The sequence below is a fragment of the Pedobacter mendelii genome (genome assembly GCF_014635725.1).
In the GTDB taxonomy this organism is placed as follows: Bacteria; Bacteroidota; Bacteroidia; order Sphingobacteriales; family Sphingobacteriaceae; genus Pedobacter; species Pedobacter mendelii.
Window position 1 is genome coordinate 140,290 of the sequence record NZ_BMDJ01000001.1, and the last position, 26,005, is coordinate 166,294.

Annotated in this window: 22 protein-coding genes; 9 read left to right on the forward strand and 13 right to left on the reverse strand. The window is 35.0% G+C overall.

Annotated features, from left to right (window positions below; genetic code table 11):
- Positions 1-12: 12 nt before the first annotated feature.
- The 10 genes from IEV50_RS00690 to IEV50_RS00735 form a co-directional block, all read right to left on the reverse strand.
- Positions 13-471: a hypothetical protein gene (locus tag IEV50_RS00690; RefSeq protein WP_188411335.1), complete on the reverse strand. Its 459-nt coding sequence runs from the start codon at positions 469-471 to the stop codon at positions 13-15.
- Positions 472-596: 125 nt separating this feature from the next.
- The gene (locus tag IEV50_RS00695) at positions 597-1,625 is read right to left on the reverse strand and encodes a discoidin domain-containing protein (RefSeq protein WP_188411337.1); all 1,029 of its coding nucleotides are present in this window, start codon (positions 1,623-1,625) and stop codon (positions 597-599) included.
- Positions 1,626-1,634: 9 nt separating this feature from the next.
- On the reverse strand, positions 1,635-2,945 hold the full coding sequence (locus IEV50_RS00700) for a DUF3472 domain-containing protein (protein WP_188411338.1): 1,311 nt from the start codon (positions 2,943-2,945) through the stop codon (positions 1,635-1,637).
- Between the two features lie 10 nt (positions 2,946-2,955).
- Positions 2,956-4,458: a RagB/SusD family nutrient uptake outer membrane protein gene (locus tag IEV50_RS00705; protein WP_188411340.1), complete on the reverse strand. Its 1,503-nt coding sequence runs from the start codon at positions 4,456-4,458 to the stop codon at positions 2,956-2,958.
- Between the two features lie 12 nt (positions 4,459-4,470).
- Positions 4,471-7,473, reverse strand: a complete 3,003-nt coding sequence (locus tag IEV50_RS00710; RefSeq protein ID WP_188411341.1) for a SusC/RagA family TonB-linked outer membrane protein — start codon at positions 7,471-7,473, stop codon at positions 4,471-4,473.
- Positions 7,474-8,238: 765 nt separating this feature from the next.
- The gene (locus IEV50_RS00715) at positions 8,239-8,457 is read right to left on the reverse strand and encodes a VF530 family protein (RefSeq protein ID WP_188411342.1); all 219 of its coding nucleotides are present in this window, start codon (positions 8,455-8,457) and stop codon (positions 8,239-8,241) included.
- A gap of 54 nt (positions 8,458-8,511) precedes the next feature.
- Positions 8,512-8,934, reverse strand: a complete 423-nt coding sequence (locus tag IEV50_RS00720; protein ID WP_229746573.1) for a RidA family protein — start codon at positions 8,932-8,934, stop codon at positions 8,512-8,514.
- A 103-nt stretch (positions 8,935-9,037) separates the two neighbouring features.
- Positions 9,038-11,035, reverse strand: coding sequence for a M1 family metallopeptidase (locus tag IEV50_RS00725; protein WP_188411343.1), 1,998 nt, complete (start codon positions 11,033-11,035; stop codon positions 9,038-9,040).
- A gap of 158 nt (positions 11,036-11,193) precedes the next feature.
- Complete coding sequence (locus IEV50_RS00730; protein ID WP_188411344.1) at positions 11,194-11,937, reverse strand: hypothetical protein; 744 nt, start codon at positions 11,935-11,937, stop codon at positions 11,194-11,196.
- A 68-nt stretch (positions 11,938-12,005) separates the two neighbouring features.
- Complete coding sequence (locus tag IEV50_RS00735) at positions 12,006-12,353, reverse strand: Spx/MgsR family RNA polymerase-binding regulatory protein (RefSeq protein WP_188411345.1); 348 nt, start codon at positions 12,351-12,353, stop codon at positions 12,006-12,008.
- Positions 12,354-12,563: 210 nt separating this feature from the next.
- Between IEV50_RS00735 and IEV50_RS00740 the strand changes: the two genes are divergently transcribed.
- The 4 genes from IEV50_RS00740 (at position 12,564) to ytxJ (ending at position 16,288) form a co-directional block, all read left to right on the forward strand.
- Positions 12,564-14,069: a sensor histidine kinase gene (locus tag IEV50_RS00740; RefSeq protein WP_229746574.1), complete on the forward strand. Its 1,506-nt coding sequence runs from the start codon at positions 12,564-12,566 to the stop codon at positions 14,067-14,069.
- Between the two features lie 392 nt (positions 14,070-14,461).
- Positions 14,462-15,136, forward strand: coding sequence for a LytR/AlgR family response regulator transcription factor (locus IEV50_RS00745; protein ID WP_188411346.1), 675 nt, complete (start codon positions 14,462-14,464; stop codon positions 15,134-15,136).
- A 63-nt stretch (positions 15,137-15,199) separates the two neighbouring features.
- The gene (ribH, locus tag IEV50_RS00750) at positions 15,200-15,697 is read left to right on the forward strand and encodes a 6,7-dimethyl-8-ribityllumazine synthase (protein ID WP_188411347.1); all 498 of its coding nucleotides are present in this window, start codon (positions 15,200-15,202) and stop codon (positions 15,695-15,697) included.
- Positions 15,698-15,955: 258 nt separating this feature from the next.
- Complete coding sequence (gene ytxJ / locus IEV50_RS00755) at positions 15,956-16,288, forward strand: bacillithiol system redox-active protein YtxJ (protein ID WP_188411348.1); 333 nt, start codon at positions 15,956-15,958, stop codon at positions 16,286-16,288.
- Between the two features lie 94 nt (positions 16,289-16,382).
- Here the strand turns inward: ytxJ and IEV50_RS00760 are convergent, their stop codons facing one another.
- Positions 16,383-17,891: a malate:quinone oxidoreductase gene (locus tag IEV50_RS00760; RefSeq protein WP_188411349.1), complete on the reverse strand. Its 1,509-nt coding sequence runs from the start codon at positions 17,889-17,891 to the stop codon at positions 16,383-16,385.
- Positions 17,892-18,247: 356 nt separating this feature from the next.
- On the opposite strand from IEV50_RS00760, the gene lipA reads away from it, so the two are divergent.
- The 3 genes from lipA to IEV50_RS00775 all read left to right on the forward strand — a co-directional run bounded on the left by lipA (position 18,248) and on the right by IEV50_RS00775 (position 20,746).
- Positions 18,248-19,141, forward strand: a complete 894-nt coding sequence (gene lipA, locus IEV50_RS00765) for a lipoyl synthase (RefSeq protein ID WP_188411350.1) — start codon at positions 18,248-18,250, stop codon at positions 19,139-19,141.
- A gap of 193 nt (positions 19,142-19,334) precedes the next feature.
- Positions 19,335-19,886, forward strand: coding sequence for an RNA polymerase sigma factor (locus tag IEV50_RS00770; protein WP_188411351.1), 552 nt, complete (start codon positions 19,335-19,337; stop codon positions 19,884-19,886).
- Between the two features lie 2 nt (positions 19,887-19,888).
- Positions 19,889-20,746, forward strand: a complete 858-nt coding sequence (locus IEV50_RS00775; RefSeq protein ID WP_188411352.1) for an anti-sigma factor — start codon at positions 19,889-19,891, stop codon at positions 20,744-20,746.
- 60 nt (positions 20,747-20,806) lie between these two features.
- Here the strand turns inward: IEV50_RS00775 and IEV50_RS00780 are convergent, their stop codons facing one another.
- Positions 20,807-21,511 carry an AIM24 family protein gene (locus IEV50_RS00780; RefSeq protein ID WP_188411353.1) on the reverse strand — a complete coding sequence of 235 codons (705 nt, stop codon included), beginning with the start codon at positions 21,509-21,511 and terminating at the stop codon, positions 20,807-20,809.
- 94 nt (positions 21,512-21,605) lie between these two features.
- Positions 21,606-23,096 carry an NAD(P)H-hydrate dehydratase gene (locus IEV50_RS00785; RefSeq protein ID WP_229746575.1) on the reverse strand — a complete coding sequence of 497 codons (1,491 nt, stop codon included), beginning with the start codon at positions 23,094-23,096 and terminating at the stop codon, positions 21,606-21,608.
- A 224-nt stretch (positions 23,097-23,320) separates the two neighbouring features.
- Between IEV50_RS00785 and eat the strand changes: the two genes are divergently transcribed.
- Together eat and IEV50_RS00795 are read left to right on the forward strand one after the other, a co-directional pair.
- A complete protein-coding gene (eat, locus tag IEV50_RS00790; RefSeq protein ID WP_188411354.1) occupies positions 23,321-24,634 on the forward strand; it encodes an ethanolamine permease in 1,314 nt (437 codons plus the stop codon).
- Complete coding sequence (locus tag IEV50_RS00795; RefSeq protein ID WP_188411355.1) at positions 24,634-25,995, forward strand: glutamine synthetase family protein; 1,362 nt, start codon at positions 24,634-24,636, stop codon at positions 25,993-25,995. Before eat ends, IEV50_RS00795 begins: the two co-directional genes overlap by 1 nt.
- Positions 25,996-26,005: the final 10 nt, after the last annotated feature.

Sequence of the window (26,005 nt, forward strand, 5' to 3'; positions counted from 1 at the left end):
TTGATTTCTAAATTAATTACAATCCTTAAAACCATCTTTCAGCACCCTTAATTTAGCAACCGCAGCTTCTAATTCTTTTGGTGCTTTACCATAATCGAAAGTAATTTTATATTGCTTACCTTCTACATTTACCGAAATCCACTCTGCGCCACCATCGGCACAATCCGGGCAACCGATAACTTCAGGTAAAGTTGAAATTTTATCTGCATTAACATTAAGCAAATCTCTTAGTGCATTCACTTCAGCTTCAGAAATTGTTTTAGTGCAGGTTTTGGTATCTGGCGCTTGTCCGTTTTTACTTTTTGAGAAGGTAAGTTTTAAATTACTGATTAAAAGATTTTGCGAGCAATAACCGGCACACATTCCGAAAGAAGTTCCATAACTAATGCTATCCAAATCCTTTATTTTATTCTTTTTACAGGCCAACAACATCGTAAAACATAAAAAACCAATAAGGAGAAAATTTTTCATTAATTCAATAGATTTAAGTTTAATAAAGATATAATTTAAAAAGTTGTAAAGTTATAAAGTTATAAAAAAATGGCCACCTGATAAAACAGGCGGCCATCATTGCTAAAATCAAAATTGGGTTTTTTTTAAAGTTTTACGTAAGCCTCAAAGTTAGCCAAACATGGATATGGCGTACCTTCTAACAAAGTAATTTTTACATATCTGATTGGTGCTGCAGGAGAAACCGTAAATTTTTGTTCGGCAGTTGTAGCCGGGTTAAAGTTTCTGTTATCACCAAGCTGCGTAAAGTTAGTTCCATCTGTACTGCCGGAAATAGAGAATTTAGTAAAGCCTTGTTTAGCATCGGTATGTGCATTTAAACCGATATAGCTAGGCAGACTGGCTTTTTTCATATCTACAATAATCCAGTGTGGATATGGGTGCAATACATCATAGTCGGCTTGCCAAAACGAAGGCATACTTGCAGCTGTAGGGCTTTTTGCCGAAATAACATCAACAACATATGCAGCCAGGTTGGTCTCATCGCCAGGATAGTTTACTTCACTTGATGCCGTTGCTATCCAACCTGTTTTACCTAAGGCTACATCTGTAATTGGTACTCTCTCTTGCAAACCTTTTACACTAAACTCTGCTAAAAAAGTAATAGAGCCAGTTTGTGTGGCGGCTTTTTCTAACGCTGTTAATTTAATAAAGCGTACGTTTCTGGCCGGACTAACTACAAAAGCCTGCTCCGTAGTTAAAGCCGGATTAAAAGTAAACTCACCAAAGTTTACAAAGGTGGTTCCATCGGTACTGCCTTCAAGCCTAAACTTAGTAAAGCCTTTTACGCTGTTTTGCCTGGCTGTTAAATTTACCTGCGTAATTACACTTTGCTTTTTCATATCAACCAGCAACCAATGCGGGAAGGGCGTTTCGCCACCAGTGTAGTTGGTATGCCAAATGGTGTTTACATCTCCATCTAAAACCGCAGTTGCAAGACCAGTGTTTTCACCGGTTAATTGCTGACTTGAAGCGGTTATAGTCCATTTAGATCTATCAAGAATAGTTTCCTCCAGATTAGAAGTTAGCTCAGGGCTTTTATCCTTCTTGCAGGAACTAATTACCCCTATTACAAAGAGTAAAATCAATAAGCCAGATAATTTTATTGTTTTCATTTTGTTTTTTTAGTTAGTTGGTAAAGTTGTTAAGTTTACGGCTGGTTCTACCCCGGTAGCGGTGCGGATAAAGTTGGTGTTGTTTGGAACAAAATCATTAAAAAATGCTCCGTTTTGTAAGTAAAACTTACCGTCTTCTACGCCACCCTTAAAATCCATACGCTGTTGAGTAGAACCTGTTGGGTCGCAGGTAAATCTCGCCGAAGTAATTTCAGTCCAGATACCTGATGTACTTCTTGTCCACATGTTATTATATAAGGCTTTTCTCCCTGTATAACCTAAATCAACATTAAAGTTTTCGAGGAAAGAGTTTAACCCTGTAACATAAGTTGTGGTTGATGGTCTTTTAAAAGTAGCCATGAATTTCCACAAGCCTAATTCAGGGGCAAAAAACCACGATGAATATATTGTATTGCCTGTGCCATCGGGTTTTATCTGGGTTAAAAATTTATACGTATTTCCGGCTTTCCACTTGTACACTAAATAACTCTGTCCGCCAGTACCTTCGCCTGCAAAATTACCATTAACCACATCTGCACCTTTGCTGGTAAGTACTGTTTTACCGCCAGAGTCGGCATCCCAAACTGAGAATAACACCCATCGTTCGGTAGTTGATTTAACCTGAATACCGAAATAACCACCATTAAAACCGTTAGACATATAGTAAGAGCCAATATTATCTTGCCCTGCCGGCACGGTGATTTCGTTATACATCCATTCGTTATCACCAGCCGGAGCGGTATAGTTTAAATGTACCGATGGCCCTCTTCTAGACCAGTAAAACTGATTATCAGTACTCACACTTGCATATTGTAAATTGCTTGCGGTAGCGGATCCACCAATCATAATATCCGAAACCTCGGCAAAGGTTGTTCCTTCTTTACTTATACCTTGCAAATCTACTTTCACATAACCTGTAGTTTCAATATCAACCACCCCGGCCGGATATACCGCAGCTGTAGTACCGCTTAGTGTTACCTCAAAAGAAGTTCCATTAACACTTAGTTTAACTACACTTTTTCCAGTAATTACACTTCCTTTAATGGCCATATTTAATTTACCTGCCTGCCCGACTTTAAAATATGTACTAATTACACTACTCGTGTTTTTCCAGTTAGATAAAGTTGAGCCTATTGTTTCAGTTGCATCAGCAGCTGATTGGGTTATGAAACTATTCCCCTGTACTGGGATGGCTATACCAGTTTCTATTACTACGGGGCGAAGCTTAAAAGTATTCTCTTCGGTTTGCCCGCTTTTTTTGCAGCAAAATAACAAGAAGCCGAAACTCAGTAATGTTAATACACTATATATTAGTTTCATATCTTGATGATTAAGGGTTTTGAGCAAGATTTTTATTATTATCAATCTCATATTGAGGAACATAAAAAATAATCCGCGCATCTGTAGGTAAAATGGTTTGAGTAATGTTTGTATTTGGTGTGTTATTTAGTGCGTGTGTTCCAGGATAATTTCTGGTCATTGGTCTGTTATTTCTAAACAAATCATAAGCACGCTGACCTTCGAAAGCGAACTCAAGTCTGCGCTCTTCCAATACAACATCTAAAATCGTTTTTCCTGCAGTTGATATTCCTGCAACAGTTAAAGTTGGGATACCTGCACGTGTACGAATTGTATTTACATCATCTAAGGCAAGTTGTGCATTACCCAATTTGGTATTAGCCTCAGCCTTGTTAAGGTACATTTCTGCCAGGCGTAAATAAACCGGTGAACTTAAATTGGCAATTCCTTCTTGCAAATTGTATTTTGTAACATAGTACATTGGCACATTTGGAGAAATTTTAGTGTTTACCTGCTGTACACCATTAATTTTGTATGGTGCAATAAAACTGTGTCTTAAATCTGCAGGGTTTTTATCCAATTCTATCATGTATTGTTGTGAAGCATAAATCTCACCATAACCTGTGTTTCCCTGGGCACCAGGTGTAGATAAAGCGCCCGGTGTCCCGCTATAATACATAGAACCAATTGCTCCAAAATCCTGATCTTCGGTTTTAGTATAACGAATTGCAAAAATGGTTTCAGTGTTTGCTTCAGGTATTTTAGTAAAATAGCTGGAATAATCTGCTCCCTGTAATAACTTATAGCGACCAGAGTTGATTACCAGATCAGCATATTTAATGGAATTAACATTATCTCCCATATTTAAATAAATTCGGGATAATAAAGCATAGGCCACTTCTTTTGAAGCAAAAATATCTGACTTGGCTACGGACATTAAATCTGCTGCTTTTAATAAATCAGAAACTGCGGCATCATAAACCTCTTTAACTGTATTTCTGGTTGGCGAGGCTAGATTTGTACCTTCTTTTAAAATTGGCACCCCAGGATTAGCACCATTACCCTGGGTGTAGGGTCTTCCAAAAACACGTACAAGGTTAAATTCCATCATTCCCTTTAGAAATAAATTCTCTCCTTTTAACTGTTTTAAATCAGCGGTTGCATTATCCGGAATTGCAGCGATAATTTTATTTGCAGCCACAATTACATAATAAGCTTGTTTCCAAAAGTTAGCACCATGTGTACCTGTCGGGATATGTGTGTAACGGTAGCATCTTGATAAATCATCTGAAGAAGGCTGGCCTTGAGCAATATTATCTCCCTGATATTCGGTTAAGAAATGAGCACTCCTAACATAAGTTGCATTTCGAAGTACAGCATAGGTACCAATGGTAGCAGTTTCAATATCACCAGGATTTGTTAATGCAGACTGGTCATCAATTGCGGTTGATGGTTTAACTTCCTTTTTACATGCGCCGACACCACAAATCAATGCAATTGCTATTGTATATAATTTTATTTGAATCTTTTTCATTTTTTTCCTCTCCTATAAACCAATGTTTACACCAAACAATACCTTTTTATTAAGTGGATACCTGAAACTAGACACTCCTGAAGTCAAATCTACTTCAGGGTCTATACCCGAAAACTTAGTTCCTGTCCAAAGGTTATCTCCGCTTACAAAAACTCTGGCGCTGCTAATTTTAATTTTACTTAACCAGCTATCTGGGATTTGATAACCTAAGGTGATGTTTCGCAAACGAATGTAACTTCCGTCTTCAAGGTATCTTGTAGATTGCTGATTTGAATCGTGATTACCACCCAAAACTGGTTTAGGATGTGTAGCAACATCTCCAATTTTTTCCCATCTGTTCCAACCTGATTTTAACACCATTGCATTATAGCTTTCGTACAAACCATCATTATCAAAATAAGCACGGCTATCGTTATACACTTCGTTTCCGTAAACAAAATTGAAGAAAGTACTTAATGAAATACCTTTGTAAGAAAAAGTATTGGTAAAACCACCAGTAAATTTTGGTGTAGCAGATGTACCTGTATATTGACGCGTAGCCTGAGCATAAGTATTCGTTACTGCAATATGTTGTACACCATCTGCATCGGTAATTACTTTTTCCCAAAGCGGATCGCCGTTATTTGGATCTACACCTGCCCAAATTGGCATTTTCCAATCAAAAATATCGCGGCCAACAGCACTTGGCTGAGACCCTCCCGGATTAATGGCATCTTTATCGTTGGTTAATTTTAGAATTGTATTTCTGTTAAATGCCATGTTTAAATTAGTTTCCCATTTAAATGCTCCGGTAAAATTCTTAGTGGTTAAATTAAACTCCAGTCCTCTGTTTTTTAATGCTCCAACGTTATCAAAATAACCTTTGTAACCTTCAGTAGAAGGAAGTGGAACAAAGAATAATAGGGCATTCGAACGTTTATCATATAAATCAACACTTAAATCTATACGATTCCAAAAACCGATATCGAAACCGATATTAGCTGTTTTTTGTTTTTCCCAGGTTAAATTAGGATTTCCTTTTTGAGAAGGGCTTGCTCCAGGAAGACCCCCATAACTAGCACCTGTATCAATAGAATACAAACCTAACGATGGATAATCACCAATTTCGGCGTTACCGGTTGTTCCATAACTTGCTCTTAATTTTAAGAAACTAATCGGCTTAATGCCCTTTAAAAATTGTTCATTGCTTAAAATCCATGAGGCACCCATCTGGTAAAAATCACCTCCACTTTTGTTTATACCAAAACGTGAGGAATTTTCATGTACAAAAGATGCGATTGCAAAATATTTACCTGCATAATTATAATCTACCTGACTTAAATATTTACTAAAGTTATATTCATTTGTGCCGCCAGATGGATTACTAATAATATCAGTAGCTGTTGACATAACCGGACGACCAGCAGGTAAGTTTTTACCATTTAAATTGGCTTCATCATAATATGATTTCTCTGCCTCGCCTACTGCTAAAACAGTCAGGTGATTTTCGCCAAAACTATTTTCATATTTTAATCTGTTCGAGCTTAACAACCTATTTTTATATGTTGTAGAGTTGTATAAAGAACCATTTGTTGCTCCTCCTTCTTTAGTTCTTTTATCATAATAGTCTACAGAAAAAGTGTTGTAAAAAGTTGTTCTATTGTAACTTGAAAAAGTTAAGTTTTTAACGATATTATAATCCAGGTTTACATCGGCACTTAAATTTAGGCTCCTTGCGTATGAGAGGTTGTATTGTGTGGAGTGTAAAAAGTTTTCTACATCACGTCCTAACCAGCTTGGCGTAATTCGCGGATCAACTGGCGTGCCGTCAACATTATAGGCAGGATCGAAAGGTAAATTTAAATATCCATCACCCAAACTATTGCTGTTTGCATAGTTATCTCTGGTAAAAACACCATTTAGCAACAAACTCAATTTAAGCTTTTTAGTTAACTGGCTACTTAAATTTGTACGTAAATTATAGGCATTTTTATCATTGCTAATTACTGTGCCCTGCTCCCTGTAAAAATTTCCTGCTACATAATACCGGGTTTTTTCAGTACCTCCTGAAGCTGAAACAGTGTAGTTTTGAGTCATACCGTCGCGTGTAGCCAAATCCCACCAATTGGTATCATTATTTAATACTGAAGAATTAGGATTTGAAAACGTTTTTTGGTAATCGTACAGCTGCTGGCTATTCATCAATTTGAATTTACCAGTAGATGGTGAGTTAAAGCCTACAACCGAATTGAATTCTATTTTGGATTCACCAGCTTTACCAGTCTTAGTAGTTACTATGATAACACCACTACCAGCACGTGAGCCATACAAACCAGTTGCTGCAGCATCTTTTAATATAGTTATAGATTCTACATCATTTGGACTGTAAGTTGCACCCTCCGAACCATAAGCGCCCAAAATATTTCCATCAACTACTAAAAGTGGAGCAGTACCGCCGTTTATACTACTAATACCTCGGATATTGATTTTTGGTGCTGCCGTTGGATCTCCTGATGCAGATGAAACCACAACACCTGGTGCTTTACCCTGAATCATTGAAATTACATCGTTAGAGGCGACACCTTTTAGTTTTTCTGCTGAAATTATAGAAACAGAACTAGATAATTCTCCTTGCTTTTTTGTAGAATAACCTACAACAACTACATCTGATAAATTATTATTTTCTTCTATTAAAGTAATATTGAATATGGTTTTACCCTGAACAGAAATTTCCTGGGTTTTGTAGCCCACAGATTTTACAATTAAAATTCCATCGGCAGGCACTTTTATTACGAAATTACCTTCTCCATCGGTTGAAGTACCAACGCCCAAGTTAGATTTCAAACTGATTGTTGCACCAGGGATTGGACCAGATTTATCAGTTATTTTGCCCTTAATCGTTATATCATCCGCAAGTGCTGGTTTATAATGAATAATTTTTAAGGTGGTTTTGTTACTTAGGATGTTTGCCGCCTGACTGTTGTTTAGCCATAACAAGCCAACTCCTCCCAGTAATAGTAAAGATTTGATCTTCATTTTGTTATTTATTAGTTCGTTGATAGGTTGTTTTGAGTTCGTTTATATTTTCTTAATTTCATTCATAGGCAACTCATTTTTAGTAATACTATGGAAGTTTTTCTTTCGAAATTTATACGCTAGCTCGGCAATTTTTATCAGGATGCACGTAAAAAACAATCTTTTTAATTGATTATGATAATGGACATTCCATATAAAAAACCTAATTTATATGATTAGAAGACCACTTTTTTTTCAAACACTACGCAAACGTTTGACAACAAACCTCATAAACGTATCATTAAGCGTTTAAAAGATTTCGGATGATTTACAAAAGGCTTAAATTTTTCCTAAAGAAAATCCAATCTATTTTTTTAAGCGATTTTAATTTGATTTAGAATAAAAGAAAGATTGAAAACAAATTATGTGTGCGGGTTTACTTTGAGAAATACATAGTCATCTTAACAACAACAAACGTTTGCGTTGAGATTTATAAGAGACTGAATAATAAAATGGAATTATCCCTGGCTCAGAATATAAAAACCAGTAAGAAAAAATATACTTTACTAAACTTTATTTAATATTTAAAACTTAGTTAATCGTAATAAGAGAATTATTTTTTGCGATTTTTAGTTCTGTAGCAGTTTGTGCGTTTAAAATAAAATGGTAAAAGCAGTTTATTAGTACTTTACTAAAAAGTTAACTGATTTCATTTTGCAACATTAATAAAACTCTACAAAAAATGAAGAATTGATGAATTATAGCAATTCAAATTTTATTAAATCTTTACTTATTAAAAGTATCCAGATACAAATCTTCCACCTTTTTACGAGCCCAATCCATTCTACGCAAAAACTTTAAACTCGATTTAATGCTTTGATTATTATTAAAACAATCTATTTTTATAAGCGAGCCCAATTTCTCCCACCCATAGTGTAGCTGAAGATCTGTTACAATTTTTTCAAGTGTAATACCATGCAAAGGGTTGTTTTTTTGTTCGCTCATATTTTAAAGTTAAATCATTTATTTTTCTCAGAATTATATAATATATCAAAACAATCATCCTCCAACTGCTGTTGCATCAATTTCAATTAGCATACCTCTTAAAGCTAATCTCGTTACGGGTATAAGAGTGTTAACAGGAAACTTTAAATCAGGCCAAATTTTAGTCGATTCCTCTATTATAACCTGATGTTTTTCATCATCATAATTCACAACCAATGTGGTGAGTTTAGCAATGTTTTGCATTTTTAAACCTTTACTTGATAAAGCAATTTCAATGTTATCGAAAACGATTTTAACCTGGGTTCTAAAATCTTCGCTTAAAACTCCATCGGTTCTACTCCCGCCCTGACCTGCAACAAATACAAATAAATTATTTGCAGCGACTGATGCAACATGAGAATAGCCATGCGCTCGCGGATCGTAAATACCTTCCGGATTACTTATCTCTAATAGATTTTCTTTCATTACTTTTTTCATGGCGCTAAACTAAAAATTAAGGGTGATCAAAATGTTTACCTTTTGCAATAAAAAAGCCCTCAATTTTATCGATTGAGGGCTTTTCAAAAATTTGAAATCTAAATTAGTTTGATGGCGCATTCCAGGTATTGTTATCTGGATTAGAATCTGGCAATACTTTATTCGGGTCTAAAACAACAGATATAACTTCTTCAGTTGTTGGATAGCGAACCAGCCATGTTGTATTCTTCATCCAAACATCAACAGGAAGTTTTATGACATCTGTTTTACCGCTTTTGGTTTTTACCTGAAGGATGATTGGCATTGGCATTTTTTCCAAATTATTTACCCTTATTGTGTAAGCTGTAATTTTATCATCAGTTTTCACAGCTTGAACATCAGCAATAGCTTGGTCCATTTTCCAGTTATTCAAGAACCAGCTTCTCCAGAACCAGGCTAAATCTTCACCTGCTCCATTCTCCATAGAACGGAAAAAATCGAATGGTGTTGGATGTTTAAAAGCCCAGTTTTTTATGTACTCGCGGAAGGCATAATCAAATCTATCCTCACCTAAAATTTGATTTCTTAATAAATCCAATCCCCATCCTGGCTTGCTATACAAGTTGACACCAATATTTCTCTCGGCCATACCATCGGGCATTAACATAATATTTTCTAATGCAGGGTTACCAATTGCCGATTTACCAACACGATTCATATCTGTAGGGCGAGGTTTATATTCGCCATTATTGAAATTCTGAGCAGAAATGCCATTAATGAATGTGTTAAAGCCTTCGTCCATCCAACCATATTTACGTTCGTTCGAACCCACAATCATCGGGAACCAGCTGTGTCCAAATTCATGGTCGATTACACCCCAGGCAGCTCCTTTTTTAGCTTTCCAACCACAGAAAACGATACCCGGATATTCCATGCCACCTATGTTTGTAGCAACGTTAACTGCCATTGGGTACGGATACTCAAACCATTTTGTTGAATAATGCTCGATGGTAGATTTTACATACTCTACACCACGACCATAGCCATCAGCACCATTGCTTTCTATTGGTTGTGCGGAAACCGCTAAACCTTTTCTTCCACTTGGAAAATTTATGCGGGCCGCATCTAAAACAAATGATTTTGATGAAGCCCAGGCAGCATCTCTGGCATTGATAATTTTAAATTTCCAGGTTAATTTATCTTTTGCCGGGCGAGATTTAGGATCAGTAACTTCTTCTGCCGAACGAATGTGAATTGTTGCGTCGCTTGCTTTTGCAGCATTCCATCTTTTTAATTGTTCGGCCGTGAAGACCTCTTGCGGATTTAATAATTCACCCGAACCCATAACAATATGATTTGCTGGAGCAGTAATTGCAAAGTTTATATCACCATACTCACAATAAAACTCACCTCCACCCCAATAAGGTAAAGTATTCCAACCCAAAACATCATCATACACACACATCCTAGGAAACCATTGCGCAATTGCAAAAATTTCTCCGTTTTGCGTAGTTAAGTGTCCTGTTCTATCTGAGCCTTCTTTAGGAACGGTATAAGAATAATCCATTTTTATGGTAACAATACCTCCATTGGCAGCTAATGGTTGAGCCAAACGAATTTGCATTCTGGTGTCTTCTATAATCGAGGTAAACTTTACAGCACCAGCTTTTTGAGATACATTTAAATTCTGAATTTTGTAGCCACCATCAAAAGCTTCGCCCTGAGCACCATAACGGCTACGGGCAGGCGTAACTTGTTTACCACGAGAGCCATCTTTGAAAGTATTTTGATCTAATTGTAGCCATAAATATGGCAACTTATCAGGACTATTGTTTTTATAAGTGATTGTAACTGTTCCACTAATTATATTTTTAGTTTCATCAAGGCTGGCGGTAATGTTATAATCTACTCTGTTTTGCCAGTATTTAGCACCTGGAGCACCATTTGCTGAACGAAATTCGTTTCCATTTTGAGTATAAAATAAGGGCCCAAATGCATCTGCTGGGCTATAATTTGTTGTAGGAACGCTTTGTGTGGTGGAAGCTTGCTGAGCAGATGCAGAGAATGCAACAGTCAGACAAACTAAACACGTTGTGAATAATTTATTTAGTCTGATATTCATAATGTTTATGTATTTGGCGGCAAATATAAAAAATAAGCACAAACAGAAATGAGTGTGCTTACATTGTTACTTTACAAGACTTTTAGATTTATAATTATAAAGCTTAAATTGTTTGAAAAGCAAGTAATCAATACTCAATTAAATGAACAAGATTAGGATTAGTTTTTCTTACCTAAATCAGGTAAATCTTGTAGCTTTCTTTCTTTTGGCGATAATTTTAACCAGGCATGATAAGCTTGTACAATGTAATAGGAATATTTAAATGGTCTTTCTGACTGTACTTTCAGAACTGAAGGGCGATAAATAATCATAAAATTTTTAAGGTCTTCACCTTCCAACTTAAGCAGATTATTAATATTTTTTTCGCTAAAGTTTTCATCTATTTCTGCTAAATATTTTTCTCTTTCTTCTAGTTCTGCTTCTTTTCGTTGTTGGCGTTTATATTTTCCATAACCTAAATTAAGACTAAGTCCACCAACCTTATCAGTCATTTTTTTTCTATCCAAATTACCTCCTGTGCCCATTAAGGTATATTTTTCTGCTTGTTTATCAGGAGTTAGAATTTCTTTATTAATTTTTACACCTTTAATGTTAACATCAGCTAAATTATTATTTTTCTCTACCATGTAAATGGTTTTAGGCAATAAGTTAGTTATGTACAAGGTATCAGTTACGTATCCAACCAAAGAAAATTCCAGTAAATCGCCAATTTTTGCACTGGTGGTAAACTTTCCTGCAGCATTTGCACTGATTATTTTTTTATTACTCAGATTCCTTACAGTTACACCAGGCAGCGATATGTTTTTTTTAGAAAAATCATAAATGGCACCTGTTGCCACTGTGGTTTGTGCGAAAGCTCCAAAAGGAATAGCAATTAATAAAACAACAATCAGCTTATACATATTCAAAAATAGATTAGTTTGAATGTTAAAATGACGATTTAACAAACTTTAACATTCAAACAACACGATTAGCCAAGTGTTTCAATATAATTGTTTTCTTCAAAAGAAATTAAAATGGCTTTATTATCTTTTTCGATAACAGGTCTTTTAATTGCGCTTGTATTATTAATTAAATAAGTAATTGCTTTATCCTGATTATCAATTTCTAACTGTTTTTCTTTCGAAAGCTTTTTCCATGTTAATCCTTTACGGTTTAAAACCTTTTCCCACCCAAAAGTATTACACCAATCGTTTAATTTTTCTGCAGTAATTCCTTTTTTCTTAAAGTCATGAAAATCGAAATCAATTTTATGTGCTTTTAACCAATCTAAAGATTTTTTTACTGTATTACAATTTGGTATTCCGTATACTGTCATTAATTTAAATTTATTAGTAATTTTTTTGCTCAAAGATAATTGAATTGAGTGAATGATTGAGTTTTGAATTAGAATGTAATTGGCTAAACATCTTAAAATCCTTGCATCATTTAAATTCGGGTAATTCATCACATTTTTCTATTATTCCATCACATTTATAAAGTTTATTCAATTTAGCTAAGTAAAATTGCACCATCAAATCATCATAAAATGAACATTAAAGATTTACAAAAGGTAGAATTTTGGGTATCAACAGCTTTATATGTGTTGGTTGTTATCTTACTAATTTCAGGTGCCGATGGCCGGATTAATAATGATAACTATTATCAATTTAGAGGTGCAGATTTAGAATACTCTTATTTTTCAAATTATCTAGTCCCTGAATTGTTTCGATTCACAATTTTGTATCTAAGTTTTTTAGCTATAAACTTCTCCATCATTCCTGCCCTAATCAACAAGAAAAATGTTGTAGCCAATAGTTTCTTTTTAGCAGGAATTTTCGTTTTCGGTGGCTTAGTATTTAGCATTTGTAAAACCTATACCGATGCATACCTATTAGATGAATATGATGATTTACAACACGCCTACAATAGAATATTCTTTAAAGGATACATATACAGTATGTGGTCTATTGTAATTATCTCATCTTATGCGCTATTAAAAACCTTTATAAAACATTTAAGTGAAAATAAGTATAAAGATGCTAGTGAAAACACTTTGGCAAAAGTAGATATGTCTTTCGGCTTAGCATTTTGGTTTGTTGGTTTATTGTTGTGGATATCTACAAATTCGGCTATAGAAATTAGCGTATGCTGGACATTGGTAATCTTCTCATCGATTGGCATTGTAATTTATTCTATATACAACCTTTTACCAGAAAATTTTGCAAAAGGTAAACCATTCAAAGTTTACTTTTGGCAGGTTTTTTTCATATCAATTCTTTTAGCAGTTCCTTTGGGTTTAATATCAACCCTATTTATTTGGCGAGTTGAAACGTTTTTCATTGTTTTTCTTTTTCACCTCCCAACACAGTTAATTATTAGCGCACCATTATCATGGTATATTTATAAAAGACGATTGGCCAATCGAACAGAAATTAAAACCCTAAAAACTGAATTAGGCAAATCAGATGCAAGCCTGAGTTTCTTGCAATCACAAATTAATCCTCATTTTTTATTTAATGCTTTAAATACGCTTTTTGGAACTGCCTTACAAGAAAACGCAGAGCGTACTGGTGAAGGCATACAAAAGCTTGGCGATATGATGCGTTTCATGCTCCACGAAAACATGCAGGATAAAATTTCACTAACCCGCGAGGTAGAATACCTAAGCAATTATATAGACTTACAAAAACTTCGAACTTCACGATCGGCTGATATTAAAATTGAAACACAAATTGATGAGCAATTAAACAACCTACAAATTACACCTATGCTTTTGATTCCATTTGTAGAAAATGCATTTAAGCATGGTATTAGCTTACAACAGCCATCGCATATTAAAATTACACTGCAAACTAAAGAGCAAACACTTTACTTTGATGTTCATAACAGCATTCATTTAAAAGCAGACAACGACCCTGAAAAACTAAAAAGTGGTATAGGTTTAGAAAATGTAAAACAACGATTGGCTTTACTTTATTTTGGAAAACATGAATTGATTATCCGCGAAAGTGCCAAAGAATTCTTCATCCATTTAACGCTGCAATTAGATTAGCAATTGCTTTTTTTTGAAAACGAAAGTTCTTACCATCAAACGGTATGCAGCCCCGCTATCGCCAATAGTCCTCATTCGTGCCTCACTCCGGGCTATTTGGCTTTATCGGGTTTATAAACAAAGGTTTTGCTGTAAATTGCCAAGAGCTTAAAATTTTGTTAAATAGCCCTCGCTAGCGCACGCGTGCCGCGTGTGATATATTAGTATGTAGAACTATAAAAGGAACAAGTATAAAAAATGAGTTTTAAAGTTGAATATTTATGAGGGCATTATAGTTTCACACGCGGCACGCGTGCGCCAGCATTCGGGACTACTTTGCCAAGGATTACCGGTTAAGCGCTACAGAAAAATAATTTTTAGAAAGAATTTTAAATCAAATCGTACCTTTAAAAATGATTGCAATTGCTATAGATGATGAGCCAATAGCGCTCGAAATTATTAGGTCGCATGCATCAAAAGTGCCATTTATTGAATTGAATGCTACTTTTACAAATGCATTCGAAGCCATAAGTTATTTGCAGCAAAATAAAATCGACCTGATTTTTCTGGATATAAAAATGCCTGATATAAGTGGTATTGATTTTCTTAGAAGCTTGAGCAAACCGCCAATGGTGATATTTACCACTGCATATACCGAACATGCAGTACAAAGTTTTGAGCTTGATGCTGTTGATTATTTGTTAAAACCCTTTTCGCTATCTCGATTTTTAAAAGCTTGTAATAAAGTTCACGAATTATATAATTTTCGTAATCAGCAATTAGGAGCCAAATCTGAATATATTTTTGTTAAAGATGGTTACGAACAAATTAAAGTAGAATTAAGTGAAATATTGTATGTTGAAGCTTCGGGAAATTATACCCAAATACAGCTAAAAAACAAGCTTTTAAGTTCGAGAATTACCATTAACGATTTAGCCGAATTGCTACCAAAAGCCGATTTTATACGTTGCCATAGAGCCTTTATTGTAGCAAAAAGAAAAATATCAAAATTCGACCGCAGCCAGATATGGGTTGGAGAAAAGATTATCCCAATAGGAGCAACTTATGGCAATCTACAACTGATTTGATAAACTTACAACATTTAAACATTAACCACTTTAACATTCCAAGCTTAGTCTTATCTTTGTTGCATGTCAAGTCAATTAAAAAATCTATCAGATTTTTCTCATACAACGGTTCCAAATGGTGCAAACTATAAATTCGGAATAATTGTTGCCGAATGGAATGCTGAAATTACAGGCGCATTGTATAATGGTGCTTTAAAAACTCTGCTAGATAATGGAGTAAAGGAAGAAAATATAATTTCTTTACCTGTACCAGGCAGCTTTGAATTAACAGGTGGTGCCGAAATTTTATTGAGCAAAAAAACTGATTTAGATGGTGTAATTTGCCTAGGCTGTGTAATTCAAGGTGATACCAAACATTTTGATTTCATTTGCGATGCTGTTGCTCAAGGACTAACAAATGTTGGAATTAAATATAGTAAGCCGGTTATTTTTGGTGTGCTAACAACAAATAATTTAGAGCAAGCTCAAGATCGTGCAGGAGGCAAACACGGCAATAAGGGCGATGAAGCTGCAATTACAGCAATTAAAATGGCCGATTTTTCTGCAAACATATTAATATAGCCTTTTAATAATTATTTGTACCTTAGGATTTTAAAATTACTATCTGAATGAAAAAAGTTGCCATCCTGTTATTGGCGGTGTTCTGCACCATTACCATTTTAGAATCTTGTTCTTCTAAACTTTGCCCTGCATACAGCTCGTATCCAGAAGGTAAACGTAGAAGAAACTAATCTTCAATTTCATTTTCTCATTTTTAGGTCATTTACAGAACTTTATGTTTTGCTAAGTGTTTACCTATAAACATATTTATAAAATATCATGACCTGGGTTAACTTAACTTCAATAGAGCAACTTGACGAAATAAAAAACGCAAGTGGCTTCAGCCTTATCTTCAAGCACAGTACACGTTGTTCTATAAGCATGATGGCTCGCAAAAATTTCGAAATGGATTGGGATGTAATTCCAGAAGACACCAAACTTTACTTTTTGGATTTAATTAGCTACCGTGATATTTCAAATAAAATTGCCGAAGTTTTTCAGGTGGCTCACCAATCTCCTCAAGTCTTATTAATTAAAGATGGAGATTGCGTTTTAGAATCTTCACATAGTGATATCTCTGCAGAGGAAGTAGCCGAAGTGATAGCCTCTTAGTTAATAAAGCCAAAATCAATATTATTTACAATATACTTTAGCCACAGATTACCAGATTAAAAACTAAAAATCTGTTAATCTGTGGCTATCAAAATTAAATGGTTTCTATTTTTAATATTTGTGACGTTCTGCTTCGGGTTGATTTACAAAGTTCTGTATCATTAGCTAAAGCTTTTCCATAAGTAGGAATCATCTCTTTAACTTTTGCTTGCCATTCAGGAGTTGCCAAATCTTCCTTAAAACATCTATCTAATAAATCAAGCATAATAGAAACAGCTGTTGAAGCACCTGGTGAAGCGCCTAATAATGCAGCAATAGACCCATCAGCAGCACTTACCACTTCGGTACCGAACTCTAAAATACCACCTTGTTTTTCATCCTTTTTAATAACCTGAACACGTTGTCCTGCATATTCCAATTCCCAGTCTTTTAGCTCAGCTGTTGGAAGATATTCTTTCAAGGCTTCTAACCTATCTTCAGGAGATTGCCTTACCTGATCAATTAAATATTTGGTTAAATCAAGATTATGCAATCCGGCCGAAAGCATTGGGCGAATATTATTAAATTTAATTGATTTTGGCAGATCAAGGAAAGATCCGTTTTTCAAAAATTTAGTAGAGAAACCTGCATAAGGGCCAAATAACAACGCTTGCTTACCATTTATCATTCTGGTATCCAAATGCGGAACCGACATTGGTGGTGCACCAACTGCTGCTTTACCATAAACCTTTGCATGGTGCTTGGCAATAATTTCTTCGTTAGTACATTTTAACCATTGCCCGCTAACCGGGAAACCGCCAAAACCTTTTCCTTCAGGAATATCAGATTTTTCGAGCAAAGGTAAAGAACCACCACCAGCACCGATGAAAACAAATTTTGCAACTCGTTTATGCTTATCGCCACTTTCTAAATCTTTAACTTTTATGCTCCAGTTACCATCTTTATTTTTTTTCAAATCACGAATTTCATGATTAAAATAAAGGCTAACATTACTCTGGTCTTTAAGGTGATTAAACATATCACGGGTTAGCGACCCGAAATTTACATCGGTACCCAAATCCATTTTAGTTGCAGCAACTTTTTCGTTTTTCTTACGCCCATCCATAATTAATGGGGCCCAGTCTTTTACTATTTCAGTATCTTCTGTATACTGCATGTCGCTAAATAAATCGCACTTATGCAAAGCATCATAGCGTTTTTTAAGATAGTCTACATTCTTTTTTCCCCATACAAAACTCATATGAGGAATTTTTCGAATAAAGTTTTCTGGATTAGAAACCAATCCTTTTTCGATAAGATAAGCCCAAAACTGTTTAGAAACTTCAAAATGTTCTGCAATTTGAACAGCTTTTACAGTTTCTACCGTCCCATCTTTTTTTTCAGGGGTATAATTTAACTCACAAAAAGCAGAGTGACCTGTACCGGCATTGTTCCATGCATCAGAACTTTCTGCTGCCGCAATATCAAGCCGCTCGTAAATTTCTATGCTTAAATTAGGTTCTAATTCTTTTAATAAAACACCAAGGGTTGCACTCATTATGCCCGCCCCTATTAAAATTACATCTGTGTCAGTTTTACCAACTGTCTTATTCTTTTTTGCCATCTTATCTTAAAGGAGTTGCAAATTTAGAATCATTTCAAACATGTCACGAATTTTTAATAAAAAATTGCTAAAAAATTAGAATTAAATATTGTTTTACAAACTTTACAAACAAAATCTAAACCGGAAAAAACTTGTTTTAAGGGTTTATTCAGAAGTGAATAGAAATACATTAGTTAAAAGCAGAATTTAAATTGCTATTCTTTTAAAATGGGCGAATTATTAGTAATCTGAGCAATTAATTTGTTCATCTAAACATATGTTAGTTTAAATCTTTAATATTGATCTACACCATATTATTACAACCTTCAAACATTTCAACGTTACAACATTTCAATCCTAATCCTTAACTTTGTATCATGATTGATTTACCGGTAGTACCTGCTGTGACTGAAGTTAAACGTAAACCAGATTGGTTACGTGTGAAATTGCCTGTTGGGAAAGAGTATGCTCAAGTTCGCAGTTTGGTTGATACGCATAAGCTTCACACGATTTGTGAAAGTGGCAATTGTCCAAATATGGGCGAATGTTGGGGTGCAGGAACAGCAACCTTCATGATTTTAGGAAATATTTGCACAAGAAGCTGTTCATTCTGCGCTGTTGCTACTGGTCGTCCTTTAGCTGTTGATATTGATGAGCCTAATCGTGTAGCCAATTCGGTAAAATTAATGGGCGTTAAACATTGTGTTATTACATCAGTAGATCGCGATGACTTGAAAGATGGAGGTTCAATTATTTGGGCAGAAACTTTACAAGCCATCCGTAAAGAAAGTCCGATTACAACCTTAGAAACTTTGATTCCTGATTTCAGAGGAATTTGGAATAATTTATACCGCGTTTTAGAAGAACGTCCTGAAGTGGTTTCACACAATATGGAAACCGTTAAGCGCTTAACCAAACAAGTACGTATTCAAGCAAAATACGACAGAAGTTTAGAGGCTTTAAAAAGAATATCAGAATTTGGTTTAAGAACAAAAACAGGAATTATGCTTGGTTTAGGAGAAACTAAGGAAGATATTTTTGAAGCAATGGATGATTTGGTTGCTAATGGTGTTCATATTTTAACTTTAGGTCAATATTTACAACCAACTCGTAATCACCATCCTGTAGTAGATTGGATTCATCCCGATACTTTTGCAATGTATAAAGAAGTTGGTATCGCAAAAGGCTTAAAGTATGTTGAAAGTGGGCCTTTAGTTCGTTCATCTTACCATGCAGAAAAACATCTGTTCCCAATAGAGGGAATAATTTAATTTAATAGTTTATATATTATTTACCTAGTAATAAATCCCTCATAGATAATTAATTATTTGATTATTGTTGATTGCTATTTGGTTTTGATTACAGGTTATTATTTATTATTTATAAATAGCATTCCTAAAAAGAATATGTTTGTAAAACATTTTTTTGGTTTTATTGTTGTGAGTTGTATCTTAGTAACCAATAGTGACTGCATTAAAAAAATTAACCCTATCTGAGCCTGAACTTGTTTTAGCATTGCAATCGAAAGATCCGGCAGTACTAAAAACATTGTATAGCATGTACTCGTCTGCTCTGTATGGCGTTATTTCCCGTATTATAACCCATACCGAATTGGCTGAAGATGTTTTACAAGAAACCTTCGTTAAAATTTGGCAATCTGCAGCACATTATGATAATGCAAAAGGTCGTTTATTCACGTGGATGATGAATATTGCTCGTAATCTTTCTATTGATAAGCTTAGATCTAAAGATTTTAAAAATTCACTCAAAAACCAAGATATAGAAAATAACGTAAGTTTCGTTGATGAACAAAACAAGGTAACCTTTAATCCTGATGTAATGGGGGTTAAGCAACTTGTAGAGAACTTGAAACCTGATTTACAGTCTGTTCTCGATTTAGTTTATTATAAAGGCTTCACACATGTAGAAGCCGCAGAGAAATTAGATTTGCCATTAGGTACGGTTAAAACCCGAATCAGATTGGCTATTATAGAATTGAGAAAGAGTTTTAATTGAGTGTGGAAAATTTAAAAGCATATATCGAATCTGGAGTACTTGAGTTGTACGTTTTAGGTGATTTATCACCAGAAGAAATCGTGCAGGTTGAAGAAATGGCATCTCGTTACCCTGAGATGAAAAATGAAATAGCAGCCATGGAGCATGCTATTGAAAAGTATGCTATGCAAAATACTGTAGAACCATCTGCAGATGTAGAATTAAGATTATTCGAGAAGCTGGGATTAAATGATGTTGAAGAGAATGAGGTTATTTCTACACAACCAGCCTATATTGAAGAACCTAAAATTGTACGTTTAGATGGAAGTGACGGCAAAGTGAGAACTTTACGTTATGCTTTAGTAGCCTGTGTGGCATTGTTAGTTGTAAGTACTGTTTCATTATTTATTACTTATAATAAACTTGGCGATGCTCACGACCAGATTGCAAGTTTAAATCTGGATAAACAAAAGTTTGCTGGTGTAGTTAGCAAATTAGAATACGAAAATAGCGGATTGGAAAACATGGCAGCCATGGCCGATAGCCAAGAATGGGCAACCATAAAAATGGCTGGTCAAGCTTTTAGTCCAAAATCAAAAATGAAAGTTTATTGGAATAAAAAAGATAAAAGTGTTCTAATTAATTATGTAGCCATGGATTTACCCAAAACAGATGAGGCTCACGAATATCAATTATGGGCTTTGGTAAATGGAAAACCTGTTAGCCTAGGTGTTTTCGGAAAAACTGATTCTACGGATAACGAAGCGATAATTAAAATGCAAACCATACAACAGGCTCAGGCTTTTGCTGTAACATTAGAGCCAATGGGCGGAAGTGTAAATCCAACTATGGAAAAACTAACCGTAATGGGTGGTGTTTAACTTAAATAACAATTGAAAATATAAAAAATCCGATAGTTCAAAACTATCGGGTTTTTTTGTTTATGACTTTTGAACATACTTAACTTCTTCATAAGGTTGAACCAGAACCCAACCCTCTCCAAAAAATTCTAGCTGAAAAGATTCGCCACTGCCTCTACCAATAAATGAACCAAAAGTTAGGTTCGTTTTAATGTTAGGCGATAAATTTTCTGACCATGCTACAGTTGCATTTGGATCGGTATAAACAGGCTGATTTGCACTGACTCTTAACAAAATTGGCTCGCCATGTGTTGTGATGGCAATATAACCACTACCTGAAAGTTTCACTTGAAATAAGCCTCCGCTCATCATCCCTGCAATACTTTTCAGCATTTTAATTTCGTTTTTAATACTATCTTCAAGTGCCAAAACATCATTTCCATTCACAAAAATCGATTCGTTTTGAAGCTTAATAATTTTAACTTTTTTACCTTCATCTGCAAGATAAAGTTTACCTGTTCCTACCGCATGCATAAGTGAAGTTCCTTCACCAGAAATCGCTTTCTTTATCAAGCCACCCAATCCTTTGCTTAATAAGCCTTCTCTTTTAAAATCAATATTACCGATGTAAGCAACCATAGAACCTGCTTTCGCCATTATTTTCTGATTCTTCAAATTAACTTCCAGCATGGCTGGTTTTTCCAATTCGAAAAAATCATTTTCATTTGGATTTTCAGCTGACTCATTAATTAACTCGGCTAAAGTGTACTCTTTTTTTGATTCCATAGTTTAGTTTTTGTTGTTTAATTTCAATTTATCTTTGAGAGAAAGATATCAATTCTTAATCAAAATTTAAATCAAAATGAATTGAAACAGAAAATTACATCAACATATTAATTTCCTTTGAAATATTTTTTGCAACCTGAGATGCATTTACCACTACCCTATCTCCCGCCAAACCATCTCCTGTTTTCCCGTGAATATAACAAGCTAAAATCGCAGCATCTACTGAAGTGTATTTTTGAGCTATAAAAGCTGCAATTATTCCTGTAAGTACATCGCCCATTCCACCTTGTGCCATTGCAGGATTTCCGGTTGGATTAATGTATACCTTGCCATTTGGCAGACAAATAAATGTATATTGATTTTTAAGCACAATAACTATTCTTAATTTTTGAGCCTGTTGCTTTGCCATTTGTACCCTATCCCACCAATCATTTTGCTCGCCAAACAATCTGTCAAACTCCTTCATGTGTGGTGTTAGAATCGAGTTCTTAGGAATTTTTTCAATTAAATCAGGCCTTTCAGAAAGGATATTTAAAGCATCTGCATCAATTATTAAAGGCTTATTTAATGAGATTAAACTTTCCAATAGTTTTTCATTTTCTGCATAAACACCTAAACCTGGGCCAATTGCCATTGCGTCATATTTAGCAGGATTTTCTATTCTGAAGTATTCATCTCGTGGTAAAGCCATTACTTCAGGTAAAGAAGTATTTAAAGCAACTAATCCACTTTGCGGAATACAAGCTGTTATTAAACCTGCTCCAGTATACAGGCAAGCCATTGATGAAAGTAAAGCGGCACCCATGGTGTTGGTGTTGCCTGCAATTATTAATGCATGTCCGTATGTTCCCTTATGACTGAATAATTTTCTTGGCTTAAGGATATTTTGAATATCACTTTTCTCCAGTAAATAGAAATCTGAATCTTGTTTTTGAATAAAATCTTCATCTAAACCAATATCTACAGCTTCATAAAATTCAGTTGCTTCTACAGATTCTGGAAAGAAAAAATTAATTTTTGGTCGCTGAAAACAAATTGTTTTATAAGCTTTAATACCATTGTATTTTTTAACAATTTTTCCGTCTGCAGGAAAACCTGTTGGCACATCAACAGCATAAACTTTTTTGTTCAGTTTATTTATTGCTTTAATTAATTCGGCATAATTCCCATCCAAAGGTTTATTTAAACCTGAGCCTAAAATGGCATCTATAATTAAATCAGGTTTAATATTTTTTAGTTCTGATGGTTGATTAATAACTACTTTCTTACATCCCAATTCATCTATTCGTTGCAGGTTTATTGTAAAATCATTACTTTGCTTAGCACTGAAATTAACAATATATATCTTTATATTTTCGTACCGGTTAGCTAATAAAATATGAGCTATAGCCAATCCATCGCCACCATTATTACCTTTACCACAAAAAATAGCAATGCTTTTATCGGCATCAAATTCATTACGCAAAAAACTTTGGACAAATGCCCGGGCAGCCTTTTCCATTAAATCAATAGAAGCAATTGGTTTATTGGCAATGGTAAATTCATCCGCCTTGCGCATTTGAGTAGAAGTGAGCAATATTTGCATATAACTAATATAGTATTATACTGCCAGAATGCGAAAGTAGGTTGCGGTTTGATTTTTTTTTACCACAAAATTGGGTTAAGCGAAATGATTAAATATTATTTTTTTAACATCTAATCTATTTATAAAAGGATAAAAATCACTACATTAAACTGCCAAATCTAATAGCAGATAATCAACCCGGGCAGATTAATTATTCTATTTAAATTTTGTAATAAATTTTAAAGATGATACAGATAGAAGGCTTGAAGAAGACACTTACACCTTTTATGCTTTGGGGCTTAGGTGTTGGCTACGTGATTTCTGGAATGTATTTCGGGTGGAACCTTGGCCTAGAAAAAGGCGGAACATTAGGCATGGCTATCGCTACAGTTGTGGTAATGGTTATGTATATTACTTTTAGTTTCAGCTATGCAGAATTGGCTTGTGCCATTCCAAAAGCTGGTGGTGTTTTTGATTATGCAAATAAGGCTTTGGGTAAAAACTGGGGATTTGTAGCCGGAATTGCACAAATGGTTGAGTTTATTTTTGCCCCTCAAGCTATTGCTTTTGCCATTGGTGCGTACTTTAATGCATTTTTTCCGCAAGTTCCAATTCTATCAAGTGCGATAGTAGTTTATTGTATTTTTACCGCTTTGAATATTTATGGTGTAAAAGCAGCAGCATCTTTCGAAGTTATTATTACTGTTTTGGCTGTTGGCGAATTACTTTTATTTTCGGGTATTACCTTACCAAAATTTCGTACAGAAAATCTAATTCATAACAGTTTCCCTAACGGATGGAATGGCGTTTTTTCAGCGATACCTTTCGCAATTTGGTTTTTTCTGGGGATTGAGGGTATTGCCAATGTTGCAGAGGAAACCAAAAACCCACAGAAAGACATAAGCAAAGGATTTGGCTGGGCGATTATCACCCTAGTTACACTTTGTGTTCTTGTTTTCATTTCTACAATTGGAATTGGCGGTTGGGAGGCAATAGTTTACAAAAACGGTAAATCGGGCGAAACATCTGATTCACCTTTACCCTTAGCGCTTTCGATGATAATGGGAGACAATCATTTCATGTATCATTTACTAATTACTGTTGGTTTATTTGGCTTGGTGGCTTCATTCCATGGATTAGTTTTGGCCGCAGGGCGTTCTACTTACGAAATGGGTAAAGTAAAAAGTATTCCTGCAATTTTAGGTAGAATATCTCCTAAATTTAAAACCCCTGCAAATGCCTTAATTGGTAATATGGTTATTGGAATAATTGCTTTATTATCTGGACAAACAGCTGAAATAATTATCATTTCGGTATTTGGAGCACTAACGTTATATATTATTTCGATGATTTCTTTAATGGTTTTGCGCAAGAATGAACCTGAAATGATTAGACCGTTCAGCGTTCCTGTTTATCCGCTCTTCCCACTTTTGGCTTTTATAATTGCATGTGTTTCTTTCATCGCAATGCTGATTTATAATCTTAAATTAGGATTAATTTATTCGGGCATCGTGTTTGGTATATTCCTTCTATACAAAATTTTTAAAAAGGCAGATTAATGAATACGACTAAAGAAATTCTGGATTATGTAAAAAATCATCCCTCAGGAAAAGTTAAAATTGCCGTTGCTGATATTGATGGTATTTTAAGAGGAAAGTATATTGCCGCCGAAAAATTTGCTTCGCTTTTAGATGGAAGATTGGGCTTTTGCGATGTTACTTTTGGTTGGGATGCCGGAGATATTGCCTATGATAACGGAAAATACACCGGCTGGCACACAGGCTATCCTGATGCTCAGGTTAAAATTGACATCACTACTTTCAGAAAAATTCCCTGGGAAAATAATGTACCTTTCTTCCTGGGCGATTTTATTGATGATAAGGATGTGGCAAATTACGTTTGCCCAAGGCAATTGCTGAAAAAAATTACTATAGATTGTGAAAGCCAGGGTTTTTCGCCCCTCTTTGCTCAGGAATTTGAGTGGTTTAACTTTGCCGAAACACCCGAATCTTTACAGGAAAAAAATTTTAGTAATTTAAAACCTTTAACACCAGGCATGTTTGGTTATTCTGTTTTAAGAAGCACACTTAAAAATGAATTTATGAGCGATTTGTTCGATTTGCTGAATAAATTTAACATCCCGATTGAAGGTTTACATACCGAAACCGGACCAGGTGTTTACGAAGCAGCGATAATGTATAGCCATATTTTACAAGCTGCAGACCAGGCCATTCTATTTAAGACTTCGGTTAAGGAAATTGCTTATAAACATGGGGTTATAGCTACATTTATGGCCAAGTTTAATGAAAATTTACCTGGTTGCAGCGGTCATGTACACCAGAGTTTGTGGGATAAAAACAATAAAACCAACCTTTTTTATGATGAAAAAGACAAGGATAAGATGAGCGAGACAATGAAAAGTTATATCGCTGGTCAGTTACATTGTTTGCCTCATATTTTGCCTATGCTTGCACCAACAATTAACAGTTACAAGCGTTTAGTTGAGGGTGCTTGGGCACCAACAACAGTATCCTGGGGAATTGATAATCGCACAACAGCTTTAAGGGCGCTTCCTGGGAGTAAAAAAGCCACACGTTTAGAAACCAGAATTGTTGGCTCCGACACCAATCCCTATCTGGCACTTTCTGCTTGTTTAGCTGCAGGAATGTATGGAATAAAAAACAAACTCAAGTTAGCGCAACCTGCCACAAAAGGCAATGGCTATACTGATTTATCAAACGGGGTTTTATCTCGTAATTTATTCGAAGCAACACAGAAAATGAAAAATTCTGATTTAGCTAAAGAATTATTGGGAGCAAATTTTGTGGAACATTTTACCATGACCCGCGAGTGGGAATGTAAGCAATATGCGAAGGTAGTAACCGATTGGGAATTGAAAAGGTATTTGGAAATAATATAGGTAACTAGAA

Bases quoted from the DNA above. Each gene is read 5' to 3' on its own strand.
- IEV50_RS00720 (WP_229746573.1), bottom strand. From the start codon at position 8,934: ATGAAAAAAGTAATGAAAGAAAATCTATTAGAGATAAGTAATCCGGAA.
- IEV50_RS00715 (WP_188411342.1), bottom strand. From the start codon at position 8,457: ATGAGCGAACAAAAAAACAACCCTTTGCATGGTATTACACTTGAAAAA.
- IEV50_RS00690 (WP_188411335.1), bottom strand. From the start codon at position 471: ATGAAAAATTTTCTCCTTATTGGTTTTTTATGTTTTACGATGTTGTTG.
- IEV50_RS00725 (WP_188411343.1), bottom strand. From the start codon at position 11,035: ATGAATATCAGACTAAATAAATTATTCACAACGTGTTTAGTTTGTCTG.
- IEV50_RS00695 (WP_188411337.1), bottom strand. From the start codon at position 1,625: ATGAAAACAATAAAATTATCTGGCTTATTGATTTTACTCTTTGTAATA.
- IEV50_RS00795 (WP_188411355.1), top strand. From the start codon at position 24,634: ATGAATACGACTAAAGAAATTCTGGATTATGTAAAAAATCATCCCTCA.
- IEV50_RS00740 (WP_229746574.1), top strand. From the start codon at position 12,564: ATGAACATTAAAGATTTACAAAAGGTAGAATTTTGGGTATCAACAGCT.
- ribH (WP_188411347.1), top strand. From the start codon at position 15,200: ATGTCAAGTCAATTAAAAAATCTATCAGATTTTTCTCATACAACGGTT.
- IEV50_RS00745 (WP_188411346.1), top strand. From the start codon at position 14,462: ATGATTGCAATTGCTATAGATGATGAGCCAATAGCGCTCGAAATTATT.
- lipA (WP_188411350.1), top strand. From the start codon at position 18,248: ATGATTGATTTACCGGTAGTACCTGCTGTGACTGAAGTTAAACGTAAA.
- IEV50_RS00730 (WP_188411344.1), bottom strand. From the start codon at position 11,937: ATGTATAAGCTGATTGTTGTTTTATTAATTGCTATTCCTTTTGGAGCT.
- IEV50_RS00780 (WP_188411353.1), bottom strand. From the start codon at position 21,511: ATGGAATCAAAAAAAGAGTACACTTTAGCCGAGTTAATTAATGAGTCA.
- eat (WP_188411354.1), top strand. From the start codon at position 23,321: ATGATACAGATAGAAGGCTTGAAGAAGACACTTACACCTTTTATGCTT.
- IEV50_RS00710 (WP_188411341.1), bottom strand. From the start codon at position 7,473: ATGAAGATCAAATCTTTACTATTACTGGGAGGAGTTGGCTTGTTATGG.
- IEV50_RS00785 (WP_229746575.1), bottom strand. From the start codon at position 23,096: ATGCAAATATTGCTCACTTCTACTCAAATGCGCAAGGCGGATGAATTT.
- IEV50_RS00700 (WP_188411338.1), bottom strand. From the start codon at position 2,945: ATGAAACTAATATATAGTGTATTAACATTACTGAGTTTCGGCTTCTTG.
- IEV50_RS00705 (WP_188411340.1), bottom strand. From the start codon at position 4,458: ATGAAAAAGATTCAAATAAAATTATATACAATAGCAATTGCATTGATT.
- IEV50_RS00735 (WP_188411345.1), bottom strand. From the start codon at position 12,353: ATGACAGTATACGGAATACCAAATTGTAATACAGTAAAAAAATCTTTA.
- ytxJ (WP_188411348.1), top strand. From the start codon at position 15,956: ATGACCTGGGTTAACTTAACTTCAATAGAGCAACTTGACGAAATAAAA.
- IEV50_RS00760 (WP_188411349.1), bottom strand. From the start codon at position 17,891: ATGGCAAAAAAGAATAAGACAGTTGGTAAAACTGACACAGATGTAATT.